This window comes from Halopseudomonas sp. (assembly GCF_036960865.1).
Classification (GTDB): domain Bacteria; phylum Pseudomonadota; class Gammaproteobacteria; order Pseudomonadales; family Pseudomonadaceae; genus Halopseudomonas.
Map to the genome: position 1 here is coordinate 1 of NZ_JBALWE010000013.1, position 20616 is coordinate 20616.

The 20616-nt window shown below is 56.0% G+C and carries 17 protein-coding genes; 7 read left to right on the plus strand and 10 right to left on the minus strand.

Annotated features, from left to right (window positions below):
- The coding region (locus V7747_RS16965; RefSeq protein ID WP_335617200.1) for an integrase core domain-containing protein at window positions 1–407 on the plus strand (407 nt) is incomplete at its 5' end.
- 115 nt (window positions 408–522) lie between these two features.
- Here V7747_RS16965 and V7747_RS16970 read toward each other — a convergent pair.
- From V7747_RS16970 to V7747_RS16985, 4 genes are all read right to left on the minus strand, one after another.
- The gene (locus tag V7747_RS16970; protein ID WP_123891462.1) at window positions 523–744 is read right to left on the minus strand and encodes a hypothetical protein; all 222 of its coding nucleotides are present in this window, start codon (window positions 742–744) and stop codon (window positions 523–525) included.
- A 455-nt stretch (window positions 745–1199) separates the two neighbouring features.
- Entirely contained in the window at window positions 1200–4349 is a 3150-nt protein-coding gene (locus V7747_RS16975) for a tyrosine-type recombinase/integrase (protein ID WP_335617201.1), read from the minus strand.
- Window positions 4342–6723 carry a hypothetical protein gene (locus V7747_RS16980; RefSeq protein WP_335617202.1) on the minus strand — a complete coding sequence of 794 codons (2382 nt, stop codon included), beginning with the start codon at window positions 6721–6723 and terminating at the stop codon, window positions 4342–4344. The genes V7747_RS16975 and V7747_RS16980 overlap by 8 nt, the downstream gene beginning before the upstream one ends.
- Window positions 6723–7292 (minus strand): hypothetical protein, encoded by a 570-nt coding sequence (locus V7747_RS16985; protein WP_335617203.1) that lies wholly within the window; start codon window positions 7290–7292, stop codon window positions 6723–6725. The genes V7747_RS16980 and V7747_RS16985 overlap by 1 nt, the downstream gene beginning before the upstream one ends.
- Before the next feature lie 754 nt (window positions 7293–8046).
- Between V7747_RS16985 and V7747_RS16990 the strand changes: the two genes are divergently transcribed.
- Window positions 8047–8901, plus strand: coding sequence for an SDR family NAD(P)-dependent oxidoreductase (locus V7747_RS16990; protein WP_335617204.1), 855 nt, complete (start codon window positions 8047–8049; stop codon window positions 8899–8901).
- 160 nt (window positions 8902–9061) lie between these two features.
- Here the strand turns inward: V7747_RS16990 and V7747_RS16995 are convergent, their stop codons facing one another.
- The 4 genes from V7747_RS16995 to V7747_RS17010 all read right to left on the minus strand — a co-directional run bounded on the left by V7747_RS16995 (window position 9062) and on the right by V7747_RS17010 (window position 13378).
- On the minus strand, window positions 9062–9829 hold the full coding sequence (locus V7747_RS16995) for an EAL domain-containing protein (protein WP_335617205.1): 768 nt from the start codon (window positions 9827–9829) through the stop codon (window positions 9062–9064).
- Window positions 9830–10015: 186 nt separating this feature from the next.
- Window positions 10016–10690, minus strand: a complete 675-nt coding sequence (locus V7747_RS17000) for a dual specificity protein phosphatase family protein (RefSeq protein WP_335617206.1) — start codon at window positions 10688–10690, stop codon at window positions 10016–10018.
- Window positions 10677–11423 carry a phosphatase PAP2 family protein gene (locus V7747_RS17005; RefSeq protein ID WP_335617207.1) on the minus strand — a complete coding sequence of 249 codons (747 nt, stop codon included), beginning with the start codon at window positions 11421–11423 and terminating at the stop codon, window positions 10677–10679. Before V7747_RS17005 ends, V7747_RS17000 begins: the two co-directional genes overlap by 14 nt.
- Entirely contained in the window at window positions 11420–13378 is a 1959-nt protein-coding gene (locus tag V7747_RS17010; RefSeq protein ID WP_335617208.1) for an LTA synthase family protein, read from the minus strand. The genes V7747_RS17005 and V7747_RS17010 overlap by 4 nt, the downstream gene beginning before the upstream one ends.
- A 113-nt stretch (window positions 13379–13491) precedes the next feature.
- Here V7747_RS17010 and V7747_RS17015 point away from each other — a divergent pair, with 113 nt between their 5' ends.
- The 5 genes from V7747_RS17015 (at window position 13492) to V7747_RS17035 (ending at window position 17356) form a co-directional block, all read left to right on the plus strand.
- Window positions 13492–14175: a response regulator transcription factor gene (locus tag V7747_RS17015; protein WP_335617209.1), complete on the plus strand. Its 684-nt coding sequence runs from the start codon at window positions 13492–13494 to the stop codon at window positions 14173–14175.
- Window positions 14165–15427 carry a sensor histidine kinase gene (locus tag V7747_RS17020; protein ID WP_335617210.1) on the plus strand — a complete coding sequence of 421 codons (1263 nt, stop codon included), beginning with the start codon at window positions 14165–14167 and terminating at the stop codon, window positions 15425–15427. The genes V7747_RS17015 and V7747_RS17020 overlap by 11 nt, the downstream gene beginning before the upstream one ends.
- A gap of 124 nt (window positions 15428–15551) precedes the next feature.
- Entirely contained in the window at window positions 15552–16244 is a 693-nt protein-coding gene (locus tag V7747_RS17025) for a class I SAM-dependent methyltransferase (RefSeq protein WP_335617211.1), read from the plus strand.
- Window positions 16241–16942, plus strand: coding sequence for a lipopolysaccharide kinase InaA family protein (locus V7747_RS17030; protein ID WP_335617212.1), 702 nt, complete (start codon window positions 16241–16243; stop codon window positions 16940–16942). The genes V7747_RS17025 and V7747_RS17030 overlap by 4 nt, the downstream gene beginning before the upstream one ends.
- A 21-nt stretch (window positions 16943–16963) precedes the next feature.
- Entirely contained in the window at window positions 16964–17356 is a 393-nt protein-coding gene (locus V7747_RS17035) for a diacylglycerol kinase (protein WP_335617213.1), read from the plus strand.
- Between the two features lie 57 nt (window positions 17357–17413).
- Here the strand turns inward: V7747_RS17035 and V7747_RS17040 are convergent, their stop codons facing one another.
- On the minus strand, window positions 17414–18769 hold the full coding sequence (locus V7747_RS17040) for a uracil-xanthine permease family protein (protein WP_335617214.1): 1356 nt from the start codon (window positions 18767–18769) through the stop codon (window positions 17414–17416).
- 334 nt (window positions 18770–19103) lie between these two features.
- Window positions 19104–20597, minus strand: coding sequence for a PepSY domain-containing protein (locus tag V7747_RS17045; protein WP_335617215.1), 1494 nt, complete (start codon window positions 20595–20597; stop codon window positions 19104–19106).
- Window positions 20598–20616: the final 19 nt, after the last annotated feature.

A 20616-nucleotide genomic window follows, 5' to 3' on the forward strand; every position in this document is an offset into this window, starting at 1 on the left:
TCAGCAACAACATGAAGACTGAGTTCGTGCTGGATGCGCTGGAGCAGGCGCTGTATGCAAGGCAGCCAGGACGATCAGATAATCTGATCCACCATAGTGACCGTGGCAGTCAATACGTCTCCATCCGCTACACAGAGCGTCTCGCGGAGGCCGGAGTAGAGCCCTCTGTTGGTAGCAAAGGAGACAGCTACGACAACGCTTTGGCTGAGACCATCAACGGATTGTACAAGGCGGAACTGATACACCGGCAATCATGGCGGAGTCGCGAAGCAGTAGAAATAGCCACCCTGAAATGGGTTCACTGGTTCAATCATCAGCGCCTTCTGGGATCGATTGGACATATACCGCCGGCAGAAGCTGAGGCAAACTTCTACCAGCAACACACAGGTCAGGCCGTGGCGGCCTGACTTAAACGGAATGGCCTCCATAAAACCCGGTACGATTCAGAGTGATTTGTACTTGAGTAATAGTGGCCTGGTTTTTTTGATTGAAGCATAAATATTAATTTATCTTTACCGCGTCTCAATTGTCCGCCTGATCTAAACCGTCCTGACGCTGATCTTGCCTTGCTTGGACGGCTTCTTGCTTTTGATGACCTGAGTGTTCCTCTTCAGATAAGCGAGTTTGTTTTTCACGGGCGTTTTCATGAAATCGCTTCGACCTATCCAAACCTTCTTCGGCACTGGCCATACCTACAAAGAATAATAGGGTGCTGCTGATCGCGATAGATTTTAAGAAGTTCATTTTAATCCCCTGCTCTTGTTAAGCTCGCCTATCGGATGGCGGCTTTTCACTGTTCACAGTTTAAGACTTCAAACCTGACAGCAAGGTGAGCGCAAAATTACAAAACTGTAATTTTTCATTGGGGAATTGTTGCCTGCTTGTGTTTTTAGCAAGCTCTAAAAGTCTAAGCGAAAGCCTATCTGTTGCTCAACTATGCCACTGCTCTAATAGGAAATCCATGTAGTGGTCGTAAGCGTATAGCCAACACACGCCCACATGACTGACGGTGTGTGGTTCAGTCCGTCGACTGCGTCCAGTATTTGTCCAATCGATCTGTAACGGGTATGCCCCCCTCAAGCTTTAAGACAGTACAGGTAAGCGCAGACAGCCATTCTTGATGCCTGGCTAAGCTACGTCCAAGGACGCTCCTCTCATCTACTGAGCTGCCCAAGCCAGAAATTCAGCCTGAATCTGTGCTAGGGCTTTTCAATACTATCTCCGTCGACCATTATCGCAAGCATGTGAAAAACATAGTTAAGCAGCTGCGAGGAATACTGTTTTATATTTTTCCTTTTCCCAACGATTTCATCCTCGTTGACATGCCGCAATCTCAGGTACGTCTGAATCGACTTGCCTTGCGCAGCTTCTTGCAAATGAGTGCTTATTCCGAGCGAACGCCAAACATTCAGTTCTTCGATGCGCGCCTTTGGCGCAAGCAAAATATTTAATTCCCAGCGCCTTTTAGGTATGACCTTCTCAAGTGAGTTGATGAATTTTTCTGCATCATCCAAGCAGGTAAATCGTATGCCCTGCTTCGTTTGGCTGGTGTTTTTTTTCCAGTAATCGATACACCACCTAATGGCTCCCTTATCTTTCCCGAATGCGTCTCGCAAAAGCGAGATCACTCTGTCAGTTTCCTTCGCTGTAGCCCTATCTTGAGGCCTTATGGGCGCTAGTGGGATCCCGATAGCGGTTGAGCTCATGCGCTTTGGAAAATGTCGCCGATTCCCAGCTTTGGTTACTAGATTTTGTATTTGCGTCGCCGCTTCCAGCCACCCTTTTATTTTCGTTTTATCAATGGAATAACGCACACAAAGCGTCGAGATAGGGTCACCTCCCTCAAGATCGCGAAGAACTGTGTAGCAATCAAGAACTGTAGCCCTCGGTTTTGGTGATGCGTACTGAAAAGCCTCAGCTGCCATAGTGCCTATATCGCTCGACTGGAATCTTCGGGACATCGGCGCAAGCCGTTTAAGAATTTCGGGGCGCAAGGCTGACAACCTGACGGCGATGCCACTATCCTTAAAATGAGTATTTATCGTCTGAGATGAAAGCCCACTTAGACTAGAGATATGTTCTTTCTCGAGCACTGGGTCGTATTTTGTAAGCCTCCTCCAGATAAAAAGACTTGTCTCATGGATGTAGTACAGAAAGGTCGTATCGGGTGATAGGTGCCCGGCAAGACCAGCAAGCGCACTGTACTTATCTCGGTCACACATCGGGTTTGAGCAAAACAACTCTGACCGTATTCTTTTAGCCTGCTCTCGACTGTATCCGGTCAGTGCTTCAATCAAGTCAGGGGATTCCTCCATTACAATGAATAGGGTTGTCAAAGTACTGTGCCTGAGGTGATGAAAGGAGAGTTCGTCCAGACCTTGGAAGCTTAAAAGAGCTTTTGTCAGACCTGAAACCATGGTCCCGCTGTGAGGAACCGTCACCGCATGTGATTCTGAAAAAAGCAGTGTGCTTACGTGATTCTTATTTTGTGTGCCGCGTTGGTACACGTAATGACGAAACCTTTCTAGCTCACTAGGTAGTAGCAGCAGATAAACGGGGACTCTTCGACGTGCCGAGTCTGTTTTATTGTTTCCGTATCGATTGTTCACAACGTAGAGCCAGTGCTCATCAGACCTTTCAATGTCAGAAAGCCTCAGCTTGAGCAACTCCCCTCTCCGCATTCCAGTGCGGTATGCCAGGATCAGAAGCACCGAAAGACCTTCCTTCGTGTCTCGATCTACGCCCGTCAGGTTCTGAATACCCTGAAGCATGCCTTGGTAATTGTGTTCCGGGATGAACCCTGCCCTTACCTGTGACTGCTTTTGTGTATCGCCCACGCACTCAAAATAACTTGTTAAATCTGGTAGGCCGTACTGATCCGACTGGCATGCAAATCTGTGCAAGTCTTGCAAACGACCCTGAAGGTAATTCTGCGACGAGACTTCATCCCCAGGCTTGAACGTGAGTATCTGCCGATATATTTGTTCGAGCTCGTTCTCATCCATGTCGTCGATGTCAGCTTCATTTGTATGAAACAGCCACAGACGAGCGAGAGCAGAGAAATAACGCCGCGCTGAAGAGACCTTGATTTTTCGGTATATAAGCCTATCGAGAAGCCAGTCAACCAGAATGGCGGCATTGAAGGAGAGTGCCTGATTACGTAGTTCCTGCAACCGCTTTATAGCTCGGGCCGGTGTGTTCTTTTCTCCAGAAACCTCTGACTGCAAAGCTTCACGAGCTTTCTTAATCACAACATCCACGGGCGTTATGCCGCCAACATGTTCGGGATGCTTGAGTATTACCCGCTCTGGTGCACCCGTTGCTAGGCTACTTTTCGATACGATTTGCACATCACTCAAAGAGAACGTATTCGGGGTATTTTCGTCGAAGCTTTTCAGAAGCCAATTCTGTACAAACTTCGGCGGTAGTGACACCGAACCCACACGACCCGCTGCACACTCTAGCAATGCCTGGGGAAGCTCAACACCAGGTAATGTCTCTGTTATCGTTTGGGCCCCTTGGCAAAAGGTACCTAAGCTAATGATTGACTTTTTTTGAGAGCTGCTAGCCATTCTGCTCTCGATAATCGCCCAGACGCTCGGTTGATCTAGCACCTCGAGTTTTTCTGAAGTTTTATGGATCTTTATGTGCTGGAGCTTTAAAAGCTGAGCGAGTGTTCGGTTGTCTGGATAAAAACGCTGAAGTGTTTGCCAACTCATGCCGCTCTCAGCAGAGACCCTATCATTCAGAGGGTCATTACCTCCACTTAAGACCAAATCTATCCAGACATAGGCAGTATGACCATCGGCAATCTGTAAAGGCTTCGGTTCGCTGACGAGCAGATTTGCAAGACTGGTAACCGCCCGCGGATTCGCCAGACCACCGTAAAAAACTGCAGAAATGAGCACGTCTGCAAGCCTGACTTTAAGGTCGGGCGAGTGTTTTTCATTAGCTAACTTTTGTAGCCAGCTCTCGTAGAACCTCCCTGCATTAACTCCTGCCTTGAAGTTTCTTTGACTACGGCTGCTAGTGGTTCGAGGGATCCTGGCGATCATCGACGGTATGTCCAGCTGCCACCAACCCTTCTCGTTACCCGTTGCTACGTAGCTAGCCAATGCATGGTAAGCAATCCGGAGTCTTGTGCTGTCTTGATACTCCGTCCGGAGGAAGCCCTGAAAGCTCTTTACTTGGGTATTAAACTCCTCACTATTCACAGGCTTTTCTGATAATGCAGGTAAGTGGGCAGCGATCATGCTGGCCATATTGCTCAGCACCTGTGCTTCGGCACTGGATAACTTAGATTTACCTTTTTCAGCCCGCATTGCCGAGCCATACATAGGTCTACCCATCGGAGCGACCTTGACTGGTAAGGGGAATGATTTTCAGTTTTATACAAAGTTGCTCGATTTTGAGAGCAATCGTCTCGAGAGACTTAATGCTCATACCGCTATACCGAGTTAGGCCCTCCTGCCCGGGCTTAGCGTGCCCCATCCAGGTATCAATCGACTCCCCAGAAACCATTTTTTGCTGCGACAAATAGGTACGCAAAAAATGGCGGTGCCAGTTGGGTGGCAGATCTAAAACACCGGACCAGAAATGCACAACACTCTTAGGTGACAGCTGAGCCATACGGATATCGTCAATCGCACTTCCCCTATCTATCAAGAAGAAAAGCGGGCTCTTGCCATTCAGAACGCTACTGACCTGTTGAGCAAATTCAGGAGATAAGCTTTGCATCTGTACATGCAGTTTTTCTAGGTGCTCTATGTAGAGTCCGATCTGAGTCACAGCTATATCTGGCAAAACTAGGGTTCGTGCAGAGCTGGTTGTTAATCTCGACTCTTTATCTGAAATGAAGATTTTTTTACTGATAAGGTCGATGTGCTCTATGTCATCAAAGGGATCTCGAACGGGACGATGACCGGTAGTGAAATTAAGTAAATGGAGCACGTACATCACATAACCGTAATGGACCTTATCCCAGCCTTGGCCTTGTAATGCCTGAACGTTTTTTTGTAGATGATCGAAAATACCAGTAACTGCATTCTCTGTGACTACAAGCTGTGAGCCGCCAAGCGCGACCTTGCTCTCAATGGGATCCTGAGTTTCAGCCCGCAGCTCCTTTTCCCGGTACCTTTGATATGCCTTGTAGATGGAAACGGAGTCATACTGAGTGTAATAAAGCCCTGCTTCCTGGATGTCCGGGTTTCCGGTAATGAGAGCAATAAGAACATCGTCTACTCCCTGATGATGCAGAAAATTAGCCAAGTGATCAGCGATTTTCCCAATCGACAGGTTGGTTGAGTTCGCTTTATTGATCTTTTTGAGAAGCACTTCAGCTTGAAGCTCAAGCTCTTGACTGTCCGTTTCAGGGAGGCGACGCATCACCTCCGCGCTGCACGGCACTGGAAGTACTACAGGGGTTTGTTGCTGATCAAGCAGCGATCGGTGGCTCTTTGGCAGCCGATGGGCTGGCAATGCTTGACGATACAGCCAATAAATTTCCTGTGTCCCGAGAAAGTATCCACTTCCTACCTCCTGAAAGTCCCTGTAAGCAGCTACCGGCCTAGCTTGTAGAAGTTTCGCAGGCTTTCGACCCGTTGCTAAAGCTAAGTACAGCATGTATGAAGCGTCGCACTGCTGCATACGGCTTTTGAGCTCCGAAATCAGTATTTCAGTTTCATATTTGCTTAACCTGTTAGTAAGGCATATCAGCCGTTTTTCACGCCTTTCAATGCTGCCAGCAACGGTTTTCGCATGCACAGCACTCAGGACGTGCGATCTACGTAGGCTGGCTGGGGCGCTTCTTTCAAACTGTGTCGCCAAAAATACACCGGACGTTTGGTTGTCCGCGCGGCGCTCTGATGGATCTTGTGTAGTATCCGAGAGGATCGGCTGAGCAGACAGCTCGATATAGGCGGGAGCGTCCTCTGTCTCGGCCACATCGTCGCCATGCAGCTGGTCCGGCTCCGCCGCTGATGCGACGTCGGGATAGCTACCGAAATCGCCGTAAGATTCAATAGCCTGATTCGTATCTCCCGTTCTTAATGAACCTGTCGGCTTCTCATGCCCAGCGGCTAACTTATACGCATCAATTACCGCTTCCCCACTGCTGGAGCTGGACGTGCGGAGGTTTTCCAAACTCTCTGCAATCAGGTCTCTAAGGATCCGCCGTACCGGCATCAGTCGTTGATGAGCATAGCTCAAGCTGTCGTCGGACAGCTCTTCGAAAATCAGGTCAATTCTCGACACGATTTCCTCAACAGAGTGCCAAGCAACAGCTAGATATTTATCAACTTCTATGGCACGTAATCGCTTTTGGGATTTTGTTCGATCCTCATACAACAGGCGAAATACCATCATGGCTCTCAATGGTCTTTCAGGTTTACCGAAACGCTTGTGGTGCTCCAGGGCAGCGAGTAACACTACAGCCTGAAAACTTTGCAGCTCGAGCGTGTCCGCTGGTGTGCATAAAAAAGCCTCAGCTTGAGCTTCAGAAATTTTCTTATCTCCTCGCAACGACTCAAGGGTCTGTAACAGCTTTTGATCTTCGGCAGGCCTATCGCCTATTGTTTTGTCGGTAATGTGTTTCTGCGCGAGATGTATCAGCGTCGTACCGTTGTCAGCATTCTCGGTGAATTTAATCAGGATTCGGTTGGCTCTCTGTACGAGCGCACCGATGGTAGTGGGATCTTGCCTTATTGTGAAAAGCGCGTTTATCACTAGCTATTGCCCTTAGATTGCTTGGACAGCATTTCCTCGAGCAAGCTTGGTTTTGACGGAGGAGTTATTGGCGCGGCGATGCGTTGTGCAGCAGATCGCGATATGCCGCACAGGCTTTCAAGCGCGGTAGCCGGTGTGCGCGGCCGGTCACCAGAGAAAATTTTCGGCCATAGCAACTCGTGCTTTCTTAACAACTGGAAAGCGCTTGCTTGGTAGCATTCATTAATACCAACAAGGCTAGACATGCCCAATTCAGCCATCACTGCCCGCTCTTCAATATCAGCTAAGGGTGCTTGATGGACGACCGCGTAAATCGTAGTCATGCCGCGTCTGCGCAACTCATGAAACAGATGCCAACCTGCAAAAAAATGGTACTTCTTCAGCTCCAACAGCCCTGACTCTGCCTGCACGACATGCGCTGGCTGCAACTGCTGCAGCGTATTCAGCATATCGTCGCTGAACTGCTTTAAATTCATCTGGTCATCAAGCTCTAGAGACGCCTCCACCGCTGAAACTATCGCAGAGTGGGGGTACAGATGGCTCAACTGTAGCTTTTTATATGACGCCATAATGGATTACCTCCAAGCAGGCTTGAAGCGTGGATTTTTAAATTCTTAGCCTTCGCTCGTAACGCCTGTGCTTGCCAATAATTGGAGGTTTTTACTACCAGCCACAGCAGAGTCAATGACTTCCAAGCGCAAATTGCTTCTAGAAAAAAGTAGATGGAGCCCAGCGCTTCGCCCTTATCGGAAGGCCATTTCCGAGGTGAAAAATATCAAATACTCAGGTCGGTCCATTTTAGGCGATACTCATTATTCTTCAACATATGAATCATAACGACCTGTGAGCTTGAGCCCATGACGCGCTACCTCACCACAGAGAATGTGATTAAACGACTACGTTAGTGCCTAATCAGAAAATGGGGAAATCGCTTGAAAGCCTTGATATGCTTGATTTACACTAATTTATACAGCTTAATGACGCTTAGCGACGCTAGGCGACACTGCCCTCCGAAGGCGGGGGTCACAGGTTCGAATCCTGTCGGGTGCGCCACACAAAGCAAAAGGCCCAGCAACCGCTGGGCCTTTTGCTTTGTGTGGTTTAGCGCAACGCTGAGGCTGATTAAAAGCCTCAGTTCGACAAACCGCAACGCGATCCGCAGCACCTTCCGCTACTATCACACCTGGCTTGCAACGCCCCTTTGCCTGGCATCAGATGCCGCTTCACTGCCCACTGTCGCGCCCAAGACAGTCACCCGCGCGTGTGCCCATTAAGGTGTTCAATCGCACAGTACAGTGGCACATCGAAACCAGGAGAATAAAAATGAGCTTTGATGCAAAGGTAGTCTGGATTACCGGGGCCTCATCCGGCATTGGTGAAGCACTGGCCAAGGCGTTTATCGCGCAGGGCGCGCGAGTGATTCTGTCTGGCCGGCGTGCCGATGCACTGCAGACCGTGGCCGATCTTGCGCCCGAGCGTTGCCTGATCCTGCCGTTTGACACCACCGACTACCAGCTGCTGCCCACGCTGGCTGAGCAGGCCTGGCAGTGGACTGGGCATATTGATCTGCTGATCAACAATGCCGGCATCAGCCAGCGCAGCCTGGCGCTGGATACCTCGCTGGACGTTTACCGTAAGCTGATGGAGGTCGACTACCTCGCCCCGGTGGCGCTGACCCAGGCCTTGCTGCCGCGCATGATCGCGCAGGGCGGCGGCCAGCTTGCGGTTGTCAGCTCGGTGGCTGGCAAGCTGGGGGCACCGCTGCGCACCGGTTACTGCGGCGCCAAACACGCAGTGGTCGGTTACTTCGAGGCCCTGCGGGCCGAGGTGGAAACCGCCTACGGCATCGGTGTGAGTATCATTCTGCCGGGATCGGTGCGCACCGCCATCGCCCAGAATGCCCTTGAGGGCGGCGGCGCCGCGCGCGGCCGCTCCGATACCAATATCGACAACGGCATCGACCCGGACGCAGCCGCGCAAACCATCATCGAAGGCTTGCTGCAGCGCCAACATGACATCGTGGTCGCCGAAGGTATGGAGTTGGCTTCACTGCAGATGCGCGTCAGCAACCCGGCACAACTGTTTGCCTTTACCGCGCAGGAGGGAAAACGCCTGGCGCAGCAACGCGCTGAGCTAGGCGCTGGCGCCTCGGTAGATCCCAGCGCAGTGAATCGATAAGCGTCCGACGCTCGCGGCGCGGCCGGTCGCCGCTGCCGCTGCCGCCGCCAAGTGACGCCATGTCAGATCGGCCGATTGCGTATGGCGGGTGACAACGGCTGCCTGCTGCACAAGGCTGCACATGGTTCGGCCTTGTGCAGCGGGCCTTATGCCCGCCCACTCAGGCGGCGATGAAGTTGACCTCAGGCAGGCATTCGAATCCCGGCTTGGCCAGCAAATACCCCTGCATCAGCTCCACTCCAGCCGCCCGCAGCCACAAGTACTCTTCATGGGTTTCAATGCCTTCGGCCAAGGGCCTGATATTGAGGCTGCGCAGCATCGCCAGGCAGTGGCTGACGATATGTTGCCGGGTCTGATCACGGTCGATGTTGCGGATCAGCCCCATGTCGAGCTTGATGATATCGGTTTGGAAGTCCGCCAGCAGGTTGAGTCCCGAGTAGCCCGAGCCAAAGTCATCCAGCGCGGTCTTGAAACCCAGCGCTTGATAGTACTCGACGATACCCTTGATATTGGTGCTGTCTTCTATCTTCTCGACTTCGGTAAATTCGAACATGATGCGTTCGGTAGGAAAGTCATACGCCTTGGCCGCCTCAAAGGTAGTGCGGATACACAACTCCGGACGGTAAATGGCGTTGGGCAGAAAGTTGATACTGAGCATCGAGTCAATGCCCAGTTGCGCCGCCAAGGCGATGGCCTTGATGCGGCACTGCTGATCAAAGGCGTAGCGGTTGTCTTCGTTTACCTGCGAGATGATCGAGTAGGCCGACTCGTTATTCAGGCCCCGGACCAGCGCTTCATAGCCGAATACGCTATTGTCCGTACAATTGACGATAGGCTGAAAGGCCATGGTGAAATCAAAACCCAGTGCCGCCGTGTCGGCGCAGTGGCTGCAGCCTGCCTTCTCGCAGGGGGGTGACGAGTCTTGCATGTGCGAGCTCCCGGGCGCTGTTAGCGATCGGCCTGTGCAGCGGCAAACCATCCTGCAATCCGCCTACCAAGACCATTGCCCCGAAGTGTAACGCCCCGCCTCACTGCTAGCCACCGCTGCGCTAGCCGCTAGCCGAGAAAGCAGCGTGGTGCACAGCCGACATTGCCGACCGGCAGACGCGGATGGTCAGCCAGCCAGGCGGCACCAGGCCAGCGGGTGGGTGCTGCATGCCCCACTGGCGATCGCCTGTCTGACCTCCGCTACGTCTACCCGGTTGAGGTAGCCAACAGCATCCGCCATGCGCTCGGCCTGACCAAAACCGCCTTCGAGCATTTCCGCCATTGCCTGCTCGCGCGTCCAGCCCTGATAAACAATGCGATACATGGCGGTGATAAGGCCAGTACGGTTCTGGCCGTGCTTGCAATGCACCAGCACACCACCGCGCTGCTCGCCTGCACGGATGGCGCGCAGTACGGCGATTACCTCGGTATCCGTCACTCGGTCGCCGCGCAGCGGAATATGCACGCGGGCGATGCGATCGTCACGCAGCCAGTTGGCATCGTCCTCTTGGTAGAGGTTTATGACGGTACTGATACCCCGCTCACGCAGTTCCGTCATATCTGCCGCCTGCGGCAATGCGCTGCGGTAGAGCGTGGGGCTGAGCGCGTAGAAACGAAAATACTGGTCCAGCGGTTGCGCCCAGGCGGCCGGTCGCGGCGCCTGCTCGGAGAGAAAAAGCGGCGGGAATGCAACTTCATCGCTGCGCAGTACATCAGGTCGCCAAAGGGCAACTATGGCCAGTATACCCAGCGGTATAGCAAGCCATACCGCCGAGCGCCGAAGGCGCTTAAATCGGTTCATGGTGAACGACTCCATGGTTTTTTGTTGTCTGGGGAGCTGTCACGGGTTGCCGATACAGTAACAGACGATAACAGAGAAGACTGATGCACCAGTCAAACAACAAGGTCCACAGGTTGTGCGACATGAAATGAGCACCCTGCATGGTGCGGCCCACCGAGAAGATCCCGCCCAGGCCCAACGCCACGATCAGAGCAACGCGGGCAGCGCGCGGGCGCCGGTCGCGCAGCATGAAAAATAGCGCCAGCAGGGAGAAACCCGCAGACGCGTGGCCACCCGGCCAGCAGCGACCGGGCTTGGCATCGGACGGCCGCTCACTCAGCAGGGACGTGTGCTGCTGATCACCGCCATACTGTTGCAGGCTCCAGGGACAGGGCACATTGGTCAGCGCCTTGAGCGGCGTTACCAGGCTAGTGCATAGCGCCATGGCCAGCACCAGATAACCCAGCGGGCGCCGGTACTGGCGCAACCGGGTGAGCAACAAGCTGAACAGAAAACCGCCAATTGCCAGTACGCCAATAACGATCACCGCCTGCTTGGCGCGGTCATGCAGAATGTCCTCCAGAAAAAAGCTCTGGCGCCCGACAAACCCCACACCTGGCTCATAGAAGAGATTGGAGATGGCCACGTCCAGCGGGCCCGGATCGACCAGCAACATCAGCGCCATAACGCTCAGCGGCAACGCGAACCAGAACCGGAAGTTGAAGAGCCTGGCCTTCAGCTCAGGCGCGCTCATCGTTGGCTAACCCGGGTCTTTGGCTGTGCCTCGGCATGCCAGCCCAGCAGCGCATGGCCAAAGTCGTAACTGGCGCCTTCGTAGTAGGCAATGCTGCGGGCAACCAGGGGGTCGTTCTGCGCCGCCGTCATTTCCCGGCTGTGGCCCAGGGCATCGTCGTGCCGGCGCATCAACTGCCGCGGGCTGAGGATCGCCAGGTTGTCGCCATCAAACAACCCCAGATGCTGGTAATTACCGATCAATGCACGGCCGGGGGCACTGTCTTCACGCAGCACGTTGCGGCCGAAGAAGGTCGAGGTGTAATCCATGTTCAGCAGGCCGAGCAGCGTCGGGGCAATGTCGATCTGGCTGGCCAGGGTGCTTACCTCGGCCGGCTGGACCACACCAGGGGCGTAGATGAACAAGGGGATGTGGTAGTTGCTGACCGGCAGGTCTTCCTTGCCCGCGCTGCCCGCCGTGTGGTCGGCCACAAACACGAACAGGGTGTTGGCAAACCAGGGCTTTTGCCGCGCCGCACGCAAAAACTGGCCAATGGCGTAATCGGTGTACTTCACCGCGCCCTCGCGGCCACTGCCGGAGGGAATGTCGATGCGCCCCTCCGGGTAGCTGTAGGGCCGATGGTTAGAGGTGGTCATCAGCTGCAGAAAGAACGGGCTGCCCTTGGCGAAATCGGCATCGGCCACTTTTAGCGTCTGCTGATACAGGTCTTCGTCGCTCATGCCCCAGGCATTGGTGAAGGTGACCTCGTCATCCGGCACGCTGGCCTGATCGACAATGCGGTAACCATTGCCGGCGAAGAAGGCATTCATGTTGTCGAAATAGCCGCGCCCGCCATACATGAAGACGCTGTCGTAACCTTGCGCACTAAACTGCTGGCCCAGGCTGGCGAAGCCACTCTCGCGGCCTACCCGTTTGACGATAGAGCGGCCCGGCGTGGGCGGGATAGACAGGGTAATGGCCTCCAGGCCCCGCGTGGTGCGGGTGCCGGTGGCATACAGGTTCCTGAAATACAGGCTCTGCTTACGCAATGCATCAAGCTCGGGGCTAAGGCCACGGGTATCGCCTTCGCTGCCAAGATACTTGGCACTCAGGCTTTCGACGGTCACCAGTATCACGTTCAGCCGTCTGGGCTGACCGGGGTTGTCGATCTGCCGGCGAATACTCAGCGGATCCGACTCTACAAAGTGCGCATTCGGCTCGCGCACCTCGTCACGCAATTGCGAAGCAACCTGCTGCAACGGCAGCACCGGATAGAACTGCTCGTAATCCAGCTCGTTGTTGCGGAACGCCGCAAAAAACTGGTAAGGCCCGTTAGCCGCCAGCTCATGCTGGTAAGCGTTGCCCCCGCTGCTGCGCGGAAAGCCCTGCCCCACCACCGCGAGACTCAACCCGAACAGCAGAGCCCAGCCCATCACCAGCGTACCGCGCTGACGCCAGGCCAAAACGGGCGCCGCGGCCATGCTGCGCATCGCGCCACGCAAGGCCAGCGTCATAGCGATGGCGGTCAGCGCCAGCACGCCAAGCAACGGGTAAACCGGATAGGATTCGAGAATATTGTTGAGCACCTCATCGGAATAGACCAGATAGTCCACCGCGATGAAGTTGAAGCGCACGCTGAACTCATCCCAGAACAGCCATTCCGCCACCGCCGTGAACAGCATGATGAAAATGCTCAGGGTGAGTACCAGATTCAACACCCGCTGATGCCAGCGGCTGCGCCAGAATCGCGCGGGGCAGAGCAGCAGATATAAGGCCATGGGGGCCACTGCGTAGAGCAGAAACACCAGGTCGTAGACCAGGCCTCCGGCGTACAGCGTCAGGGTGCTGCCCAGCCCCAGCTGTGCCTCATGCAGGTGGGAAAACAGGAGCAGACTGCGGGTCAGCAGGAAGACCCCAAGCCAGAGCAGGAAGATCAGGGCGAGAAAACGCGTTTGCGCAAATTTTAGCGGGTGCATTGTATGATCCGGGTTGATGACACTGGCGCAAGTGTGGCCATACTGCTGTCAGCAGAGCGTCAACTCTCCGTGAAAAAATCGTTAAATATCCGCCCTGCTGCCGAGGTCGCTGCATGCGTATTCTGGTAATCGAAGACAACCGCGACATCCTGGCCAACGTGCTGGACTACCTGCAGCTCAAGGGCTACACCGTGGACTGCGCGCAGGATGGCCTCTCCGGCCTGCATCTGGCGGTGACGGATCACTATGACCTGATCGTGCTGGATGTGATGCTGCCCGGCATGGACGGATATCAGTTGTGCCAACGCCTGCGCGACGATGCCCAGCGCGACACCCCGATCATCATGCTGACCGCCCGCGATCAACTGGATGACCGCCTCAAGGGGCTCAACAGCGGCGCCGACGACTACCTGGTAAAACCCTTTGCCCTTTCCGAGCTGGTCGCGCGGATCGAGGCCATCCTGCGCCGCAGCCAGGGCGGCGCACGGCACCAGCTGCAAGTGGCCGAACTGACCTACAACCTTGACACCCTGCAGGTCAGCCGCCAGGGCAAGCCGCTGAAACTCAACCCGGTCGGCCTCAAACTGCTGGAAGTGCTGATGCGCAAAAGCCCGGCGGTGGTTCGCCGTGCGGTACTGGAGGAAGCCCTGTGGGGCGAGGAGCTACCCGATAGCGACAGCTTGCGCAGCCACGTACACCAATTGCGCCAGGTGATCGACAAACCCTTCGAGCAGCCCCTGCTGCACACCGTGCACGGCCTTGGCTACTGTCTGGCAGAGCGCAGCGATGAACGCTAAACAGCCCCTGGTACGCCGAATCGTTATTGCCTTCACGCTGATGACGCTGATCGTCAGCGGCACCTTCTCGCTCGGCATTGTCGCTATCGTGCATTTCATCGAGGCGCATCTGGTATCGCAGGAGATGAACGAGGAGCTCGACAGCATCCTGCAGAAGGACCTTGCCCTCGGCCTGCCCCCGCGCCTGGACCTGAAAACCCGCCTGTTTGCCTCACACATGCCCGGCTACGACATACCGGCCAGCTTCATCGGCCTGGATGAAGGCTTCAACGAAGTAGTCAACGAAGAAGGCGCCTACTACGTCTTCATCCGCGAGACGCCGCAACAGCGTTACCTGCTGGTGCAGGAGCAAGCCGAGTTCGAAGCCAGGGAGAACGCTCTGTTCGCGGTGGTGTTTGCCGGCTTCCTGCTTAGCGGCCTCGCCGCCTGGCTGCTTGGCTGGCTGATGGCCCGCACCATCATCGCGCCCCTGTCGCGGCTGGCCCGCCAGGTAAGGCACCGTGATCAACTGCTGACCCTGGCCCCCCATCTGGCACCCGACTATCCCGACGACGAGGTCGGGCATCTCGCGGCCGCCTTCGACGAAACCCTTGGACAGTTGCGCAACTCCCTGGAGCGCGAGCGGCTGTTTACCAGCGACGTGAGTCACGAATTGCGCACACCGCTAATGGTGATAGCGTCGTCGGCAGAACTGCTTGAGGCCAGTTCACTGGACGAGCGAAAAGCTCGGCAGGTCAACCGCATCAAGCGCGCAACCGATGAAATCAACGAGCTAGTGGAAACCTTCCTGTTGCTGGCACGCGCAAACAGCGCCGCCCAACCCCTGACCGGCGGCGCCACCCTGGCGCAGGTCGCGCAGGAACAGGGCCAGCGCTGGGGGCCGCGCTTCGGCGAAAAAGGACTGGACTTTCAACTGCTGACAGAAGGTCAGGACAGCGCTCTCTATCATGCCGGGCTGCTGGCGACGGTCATATCGAATCTGCTACGCAACGCTCTGCACTACACCGAGCACGGCGCTGTGCGCCTGGTGCTGGAGGCCGGCGGCTTTCGCGTCGAGGACACCGGCCAAGGCATACCCAGCGGCCAGCAGGACAGTATATTTCAGCCCTTCGTACGCGGCTCACAGGCCCGTGGCGAAGGGTTGGGGCTGGGACTGTCACTGGTCAAGCGCATCTGCGCGCACCAGCGCTGGCAGGTACGGATGTACTCCCTGCCCGCCGGCGGCAGCTGCTTCGCAGTCAAACTCGGCTGACCTGCCTCCGGCGTGCCAGTCGATTGCTGATTTTGGCTTTTCACGTTTTTTTCACAACCCTTTGACAGTCGTTTGACCTGACCCTGCTTAGTCTGGCCCACATGAACTCTTCGAGGGCCTCGTGATGGCAAAATCAAAATCGATCGAACTGGCATTCTCCGACAAGTACGACCGCAACCACGCCTACCAGTATCTGCAGAAACACCAGACCGGCCTCTCGCGCCGTCTGTCCAGCTGGCGCGACATGCAATTGGCGCGTCGCGCCCTGCACGATGCTGGTGATCCGAACCTGGTACTCGACCTGCCCTGCGGCGCCGGGCGCTTCTGGCCTCTGCTGGCCGAAGCTCCCAACCGCGTCATCCTTGCTGCCGACAACTCCGCCGACATGTTGCAGACCGCCCGGCAAGGTCAACCGGCCGACGTAGTCGCGCGGGTCAAGACCTTCCAGACCTCGGCCTTCGATATCAATCTGGGCGACAACGCCGTCGACAGCATTTTCTGCATGCGCCTGATCCATCATGTGGCCGAACAGGAACACCGCCTGGCCATGCTGCGCGAGCTGTGCCGGGTCACCCGCGATACGGTGATCATTTCGCTCTGGGTCGATGGCAACTACAAGGCCTGGAAACGCAAGCGGCTGGAAGCTCGCCGAGCAGCCCGCGGCAAGCGCACCGACAACCAGAACCGCTTTCTGGTACGCCGTGACACCATCGAAAGTGAATTTCGTCAGGCCGGGTTCAACATAGTCAACCACCATGACTTTCTGCCCGGCTATGCAATGTGGCGTGTGTACGTTCTGCGCAAGGTGCGCGCATGAAAGCCCTGTCCTGGCCGCAAGACGGCGCGCTCGCCAAGGCTGCTCCCTCGGCTTTTGAGCGCTGGTGGAATATGCAGGGTGAATGGGTTGAAGAACGGAACCAGCGCCGCGGCGGCGAAAGTGGCGTGCAATTATTACCTGCGCAGCAGCCGGGCAAACCGCCGCTTTACAGCAAGCGCCAGATCGGCCACGTGTTTCGCTCGCTACGCCACCCTCTGGGTTTGCCAACGGTGGTGCGCGAAGAGCAAGCGCTGATTGCCTGCGAAGCACTGGGCGTGAGGGTACCCAAGCGGGTATTCTGTGAGGCGCGCCAAGAGGCTGGCCAGTGGCAGGCGCTGCTGATCACCGAGGAGCTGAGCGGCTTTGTCAGTCTGGATAATTGGTACGCCGAGCACGCGCAGCAGCTCTCCGCCAGCGCTCGCCGGGCTGTGCTGCACCGCCTGGCGCTGGTACTGCGCAGGCTGCATCGCGGACGCAGACAACACGGCTCTCTGTATAGCAAGCACATCTACATCAGCGTGGATGCCACTCAACCAGCCGTTGCACTGCTGGATTTGGAAAAAAGCCGTCGCCGTTTGTTTCGCCACAAGGCCATGCAACATGATCTGGCCCAGCTCTGCCGCAGGCGCGGTGCCATGCCCGAGACAGACTGGGCCTACCTGCTGCAGTGCTACCACAACCCAAAAAAGCAGCACTAACCGACATCAGAGGCACCAGCAATGCGACCCGAACCCAACACCGGTGAAGAAGCCCTGGCATTGAAAAGCCGCGGCGGCCTTGGCCGTGTGTTCAAGGCAACCGGCTATTCCTTTGCCGGGTTGCGTGCCGCCATCATTGGTGAGGCGGCGTTCCGTCAATTGCTGGTGTTGAGCGCGGTATTGATCCCACTGGCCTTTGTATTACCGGTCAGCAATCTGGAACGCGCGGTGCTGTTGCTGGTGGTGTTCGTAGCACTGATAGTGGAGCTGCTCAATTCGGCGATTGAAGCGGTAGTCGATCGGGTGTCGCTGGAGCTGCACCCGCTGTCGAAACAGGCCAAGGACATGGGCAGCGCGGCGCAGCTGGTCTCCTTGCTGATGATCGTCACCGTGTGGCTAGTCGTACTGCTTTAGCCTCTTACGCGGCGGCGATCCGATCACCGGCCAAAGCGCCAAACCTAAAATCGCAGGTTAAGTCATTTCCACTTCAGCTTCCGCTTCCTCGGGTATCACCAACGACAGGAAAATCGCACTCAACCCTGCCAGGGTAATGGGCGTTGCAAACACCTGCTTCAACAGCGACGGCAAATGCTGAGTCGCCTCGGGGACCAGCGTGACACCCAATGCCAGGCCAAAAGAAACCGCCATGATATAGACCCGCCGCAGGGTCATTTCCTGCGAAGCCAGAATACGCACGCCGGCCACGGCAATGGTTGAAAACAGCACCAGGGTTGCGCCGCCCAAAACCGGTTTTGGAATGATCAAAAAGAACGAACCCACGACCGGAAACAAACCCAACAGCAGCAGGAATCCACCAGCCCACAAACCCACATGCCGGCTGGCCACGCCAGTCATTTGAATCACACCGTTGTTTTGCGAAAAGGTGGTATTGGGGAAGGTATTAAAAATGGCCGCGATCGCAGAGTTGATGCCATCACCCAGCACGCCGCCCTTGATACGCTGCATGTAGAGGTCGCCTTTCACGGGCTCCCCAGAGATAACCGAGTTGGCAGTCAAATCGCCCGAGGTTTCAATCGCCGTCACCAGATAGAGAAAGGCAATGGGAATGAACAATACAAAATCAAAATCGAAACCGTACTTAAAGGGAATTGGCAGGGCAAAAAGTTGAGCAGAACCAAGTGAAGACCAGTTGACCAGCCCAAGAAAGCTCGCGACCACAGTGCCAATAATCAACCCGATCATGATCGCTGAGATACGCAACATCGGCTTGCCAACAAAGGTCATGACCAAAATAACCGCAACAACAAAGGCGCCCAGCAAGAGGTAAATGGGTTTACCCAAATCCTCACCAGCCCGCGCACCGCCAGCGAAATCAGTAAAGCCCGATTTAATGAGGCTCAAACCGATGATGGTAATAACGATGCCGGTTACGGTTGGTGTAATCACCCGTTTCAATTTATCCAGAAACTGCGAGAGCACAATTTCGACAACGGAGCCGACCAGACACAGGCCAAAGATCATCGCCAGAATATCCTCAGGTGTGCCGCCTTTGCCCTTGACGGCAAAACCGGCGGCCAGCACCGCGCCCAAAAACGCAAAGCTGGTCCCTTGCAAGCTGAGCATGCCTGAACCAACAGGCCCAATCTTTTTGCATTGGATAAAGGTCGCAATGCCGGAAACAAAAAACGCCATGGCGATCAGGTACGAGGTATAGGCTCCCAGGCCCAGCGCCCCACCAATAATCAGCGACGGCGTCGCAATACCGACAATTGAAGCCAATACGTGTTGCACAGCAGCCAGTGCAGATTTTGCTGGCGGGGGTACGTCGTTCAAGCCGTACACCAAAGCAGTCGAGGTTTTGCTCATGGTTCATTCATCCCTGGGTTATGGCGGTTTCTTGTTGCACCCGCTTGGGTGGAAGAAAGCAGAACGCCAATGTTCACTAACGGAGCAAGACCTGGGAATGCCTGCTGTGCGCTGCACAGAAATCAGGCAATACAATAAAAAAACGCCCTTCAACACCGGTTTAACCCCGTTGTGAGAATAGCTGCGATTTCCACGCCAATTCCGCCGATTTGCTTTAAATCACCAACAAACCGGGCGGGCAACTGCCGTGAAAAAGTCAGCGCCTGTCGTCCGCCCCGCAAACAATTCGTTCCGCCGGGCTCACTTAACCTCAGCCAAGGATGAAGTTCAGCGCTCAACGCGAGGTCAGCTTCTGCTGCCTACCGCGGAACATTTTGCTGCGTTTCAGCCGCCGCCAACCTATTACAACGCCAGTTACACTGATGATCAGCCCGCCGAGGCTGAAACTCACCATCAGCACATCCCACACCGGCCGGTTCTCCAGCAGCGGCAACCAGTCCCAGCTGTGCAGCAAAGCAAACAGCACCCGTGAGGTTCGTTTACCGCTACTGGCCTGGCTGAGAATCTCACCGGTGTACGGATCAATGTGCAGCCAGGTTTGTGCTGCATCCGGGTACTCTACGCGCAGCACCGGCAGCGGCTTGGCCAGGTGCCCCAGCATGCTGTGCTCGGTGCGTGGGTAATAGTAGAAGTCATAGGCATTGAGCCACTGCATTTGCGGCGGCTCGGCGGGCCACACAGCCGCCGCGGCGTGTTCCAGCAAGGCAGCCGGCACACGCTCGACGACCGGCCCGCCGCTCAGGCTCACCCGCGTGGCGCCTTGGGCGTTCTGCGCTACCACCAGCGTCTCACCAGCAACCTGCCGCCACACCAGCTCGACTGGTATCAGCCCACTGCGCTGAAAGCGTTGCAGCAGGAGCGCCGGGTTGTGCTCGAGGTACTCGGGGGCCAGCGTGCCACCGGCATAGGCTCGGGTATCCAAGGGAACAGCCGGGCTGAACACCGACCAGGGGTTCATCGACATCAGGCCGCTGAAAACCCAGGTCACCAGCAGGCCACCTGCGCCCAAGCCGACCAGATGATGCCAGCGGCCAACCCCCTTGTACGGCGAGTGCGCGCCACTACGGTAACGCCGCTTGCCGCGCCAGCGCAGCACTCCCAGCAGCATACCCAGCAGCGCCATCACGGTGGCCGCCAGCGACAGATAGACCACGGTGTTATGCCAGGCCGATTGCAGCCAGTTGCCGCGCAGCGGGTAAAGCCAGTGAATCCAGGCACCCAGCCAGTTCCAGCGCCGCTCCGTGAGCGTGGCATCGCGCACCACCGCGCCGCTGCGGCTGGAGATGTACAACAGCCGCTGCTGGTCATCGTGCAGCTGCACACGGTACAGCGGCCGGTCGGCGTCCAGACTGCGCGAATGCGTCCAGGGGTCCTCATCAATCAGGCCCTGTGCCTGCATTGGCGTACGCGGTGCAAACTGCTGGGCGGCCTGCAACGCCTGCGCGGCGCTGAGGGTGCTGACCGGCTCGCCGCTGCGGGCGTTAACCACCCGCTGCTCACCACCGGTATAGCTGAGCACGTAATGCGGTACACCGCGCAGGCTGGTCAGGCGGACACTCTGCAGCGACTGATCAGGCTCGACCAACGCCGCCAGATCAACGCAGCAGTTTTGCAGCGCCAGCGGCGGCAGGTGCGCCAAATGCTCGCGTGGCGTGAGCTTGGGATAGCCCACATACATCATCACCACGCCGGAAAAAAGCCACATGGCCATGAACAGGCATAGCGCTACACCCAACCAGCGGTGCCAGAGAAACAGATAACGTTTCATCATTCTCTCCCGGCCGGCG

What these genes read in the sequence shown, in the direction of transcription:
- V7747_RS16970 (WP_123891462.1), bottom strand. Translation starts at nt 744, where the DNA reads ATGAACTTCTTAAAATCTATCGCGATCAGCAGCACCCTATTATTCTTT.
- V7747_RS16975 (WP_335617201.1), bottom strand. Translation starts at nt 4,349, where the DNA reads ATGGGTAGACCTATGTATGGCTCGGCAATGCGGGCTGAAAAAGGTAAA.
- V7747_RS16985 (WP_335617203.1), bottom strand. Translation starts at nt 7,292, where the DNA reads ATGGCGTCATATAAAAAGCTACAGTTGAGCCATCTGTACCCCCACTCT.
- V7747_RS16990 (WP_335617204.1), top strand. Translation starts at nt 8,047, where the DNA reads ATGAGCTTTGATGCAAAGGTAGTCTGGATTACCGGGGCCTCATCCGGC.
- V7747_RS16995 (WP_335617205.1), bottom strand. Translation starts at nt 9,829, where the DNA reads ATGCAAGACTCGTCACCCCCCTGCGAGAAGGCAGGCTGCAGCCACTGC.
- V7747_RS17000 (WP_335617206.1), bottom strand. Translation starts at nt 10,690, where the DNA reads ATGAACCGATTTAAGCGCCTTCGGCGCTCGGCGGTATGGCTTGCTATA.
- V7747_RS17005 (WP_335617207.1), bottom strand. Translation starts at nt 11,423, where the DNA reads ATGAGCGCGCCTGAGCTGAAGGCCAGGCTCTTCAACTTCCGGTTCTGG.
- V7747_RS17010 (WP_335617208.1), bottom strand. Translation starts at nt 13,378, where the DNA reads ATGCACCCGCTAAAATTTGCGCAAACGCGTTTTCTCGCCCTGATCTTC.
- V7747_RS17015 (WP_335617209.1), top strand. Translation starts at nt 13,492, where the DNA reads ATGCGTATTCTGGTAATCGAAGACAACCGCGACATCCTGGCCAACGTG.
- V7747_RS17020 (WP_335617210.1), top strand. Translation starts at nt 14,165, where the DNA reads ATGAACGCTAAACAGCCCCTGGTACGCCGAATCGTTATTGCCTTCACG.
- V7747_RS17025 (WP_335617211.1), top strand. Translation starts at nt 15,552, where the DNA reads ATGGCAAAATCAAAATCGATCGAACTGGCATTCTCCGACAAGTACGAC.
- V7747_RS17030 (WP_335617212.1), top strand. Translation starts at nt 16,241, where the DNA reads ATGAAAGCCCTGTCCTGGCCGCAAGACGGCGCGCTCGCCAAGGCTGCT.
- V7747_RS17035 (WP_335617213.1), top strand. Translation starts at nt 16,964, where the DNA reads ATGCGACCCGAACCCAACACCGGTGAAGAAGCCCTGGCATTGAAAAGC.
- V7747_RS17040 (WP_335617214.1), bottom strand. Translation starts at nt 18,769, where the DNA reads ATGAGCAAAACCTCGACTGCTTTGGTGTACGGCTTGAACGACGTACCC.
- V7747_RS17045 (WP_335617215.1), bottom strand. Translation starts at nt 20,597, where the DNA reads ATGAAACGTTATCTGTTTCTCTGGCACCGCTGGTTGGGTGTAGCGCTA.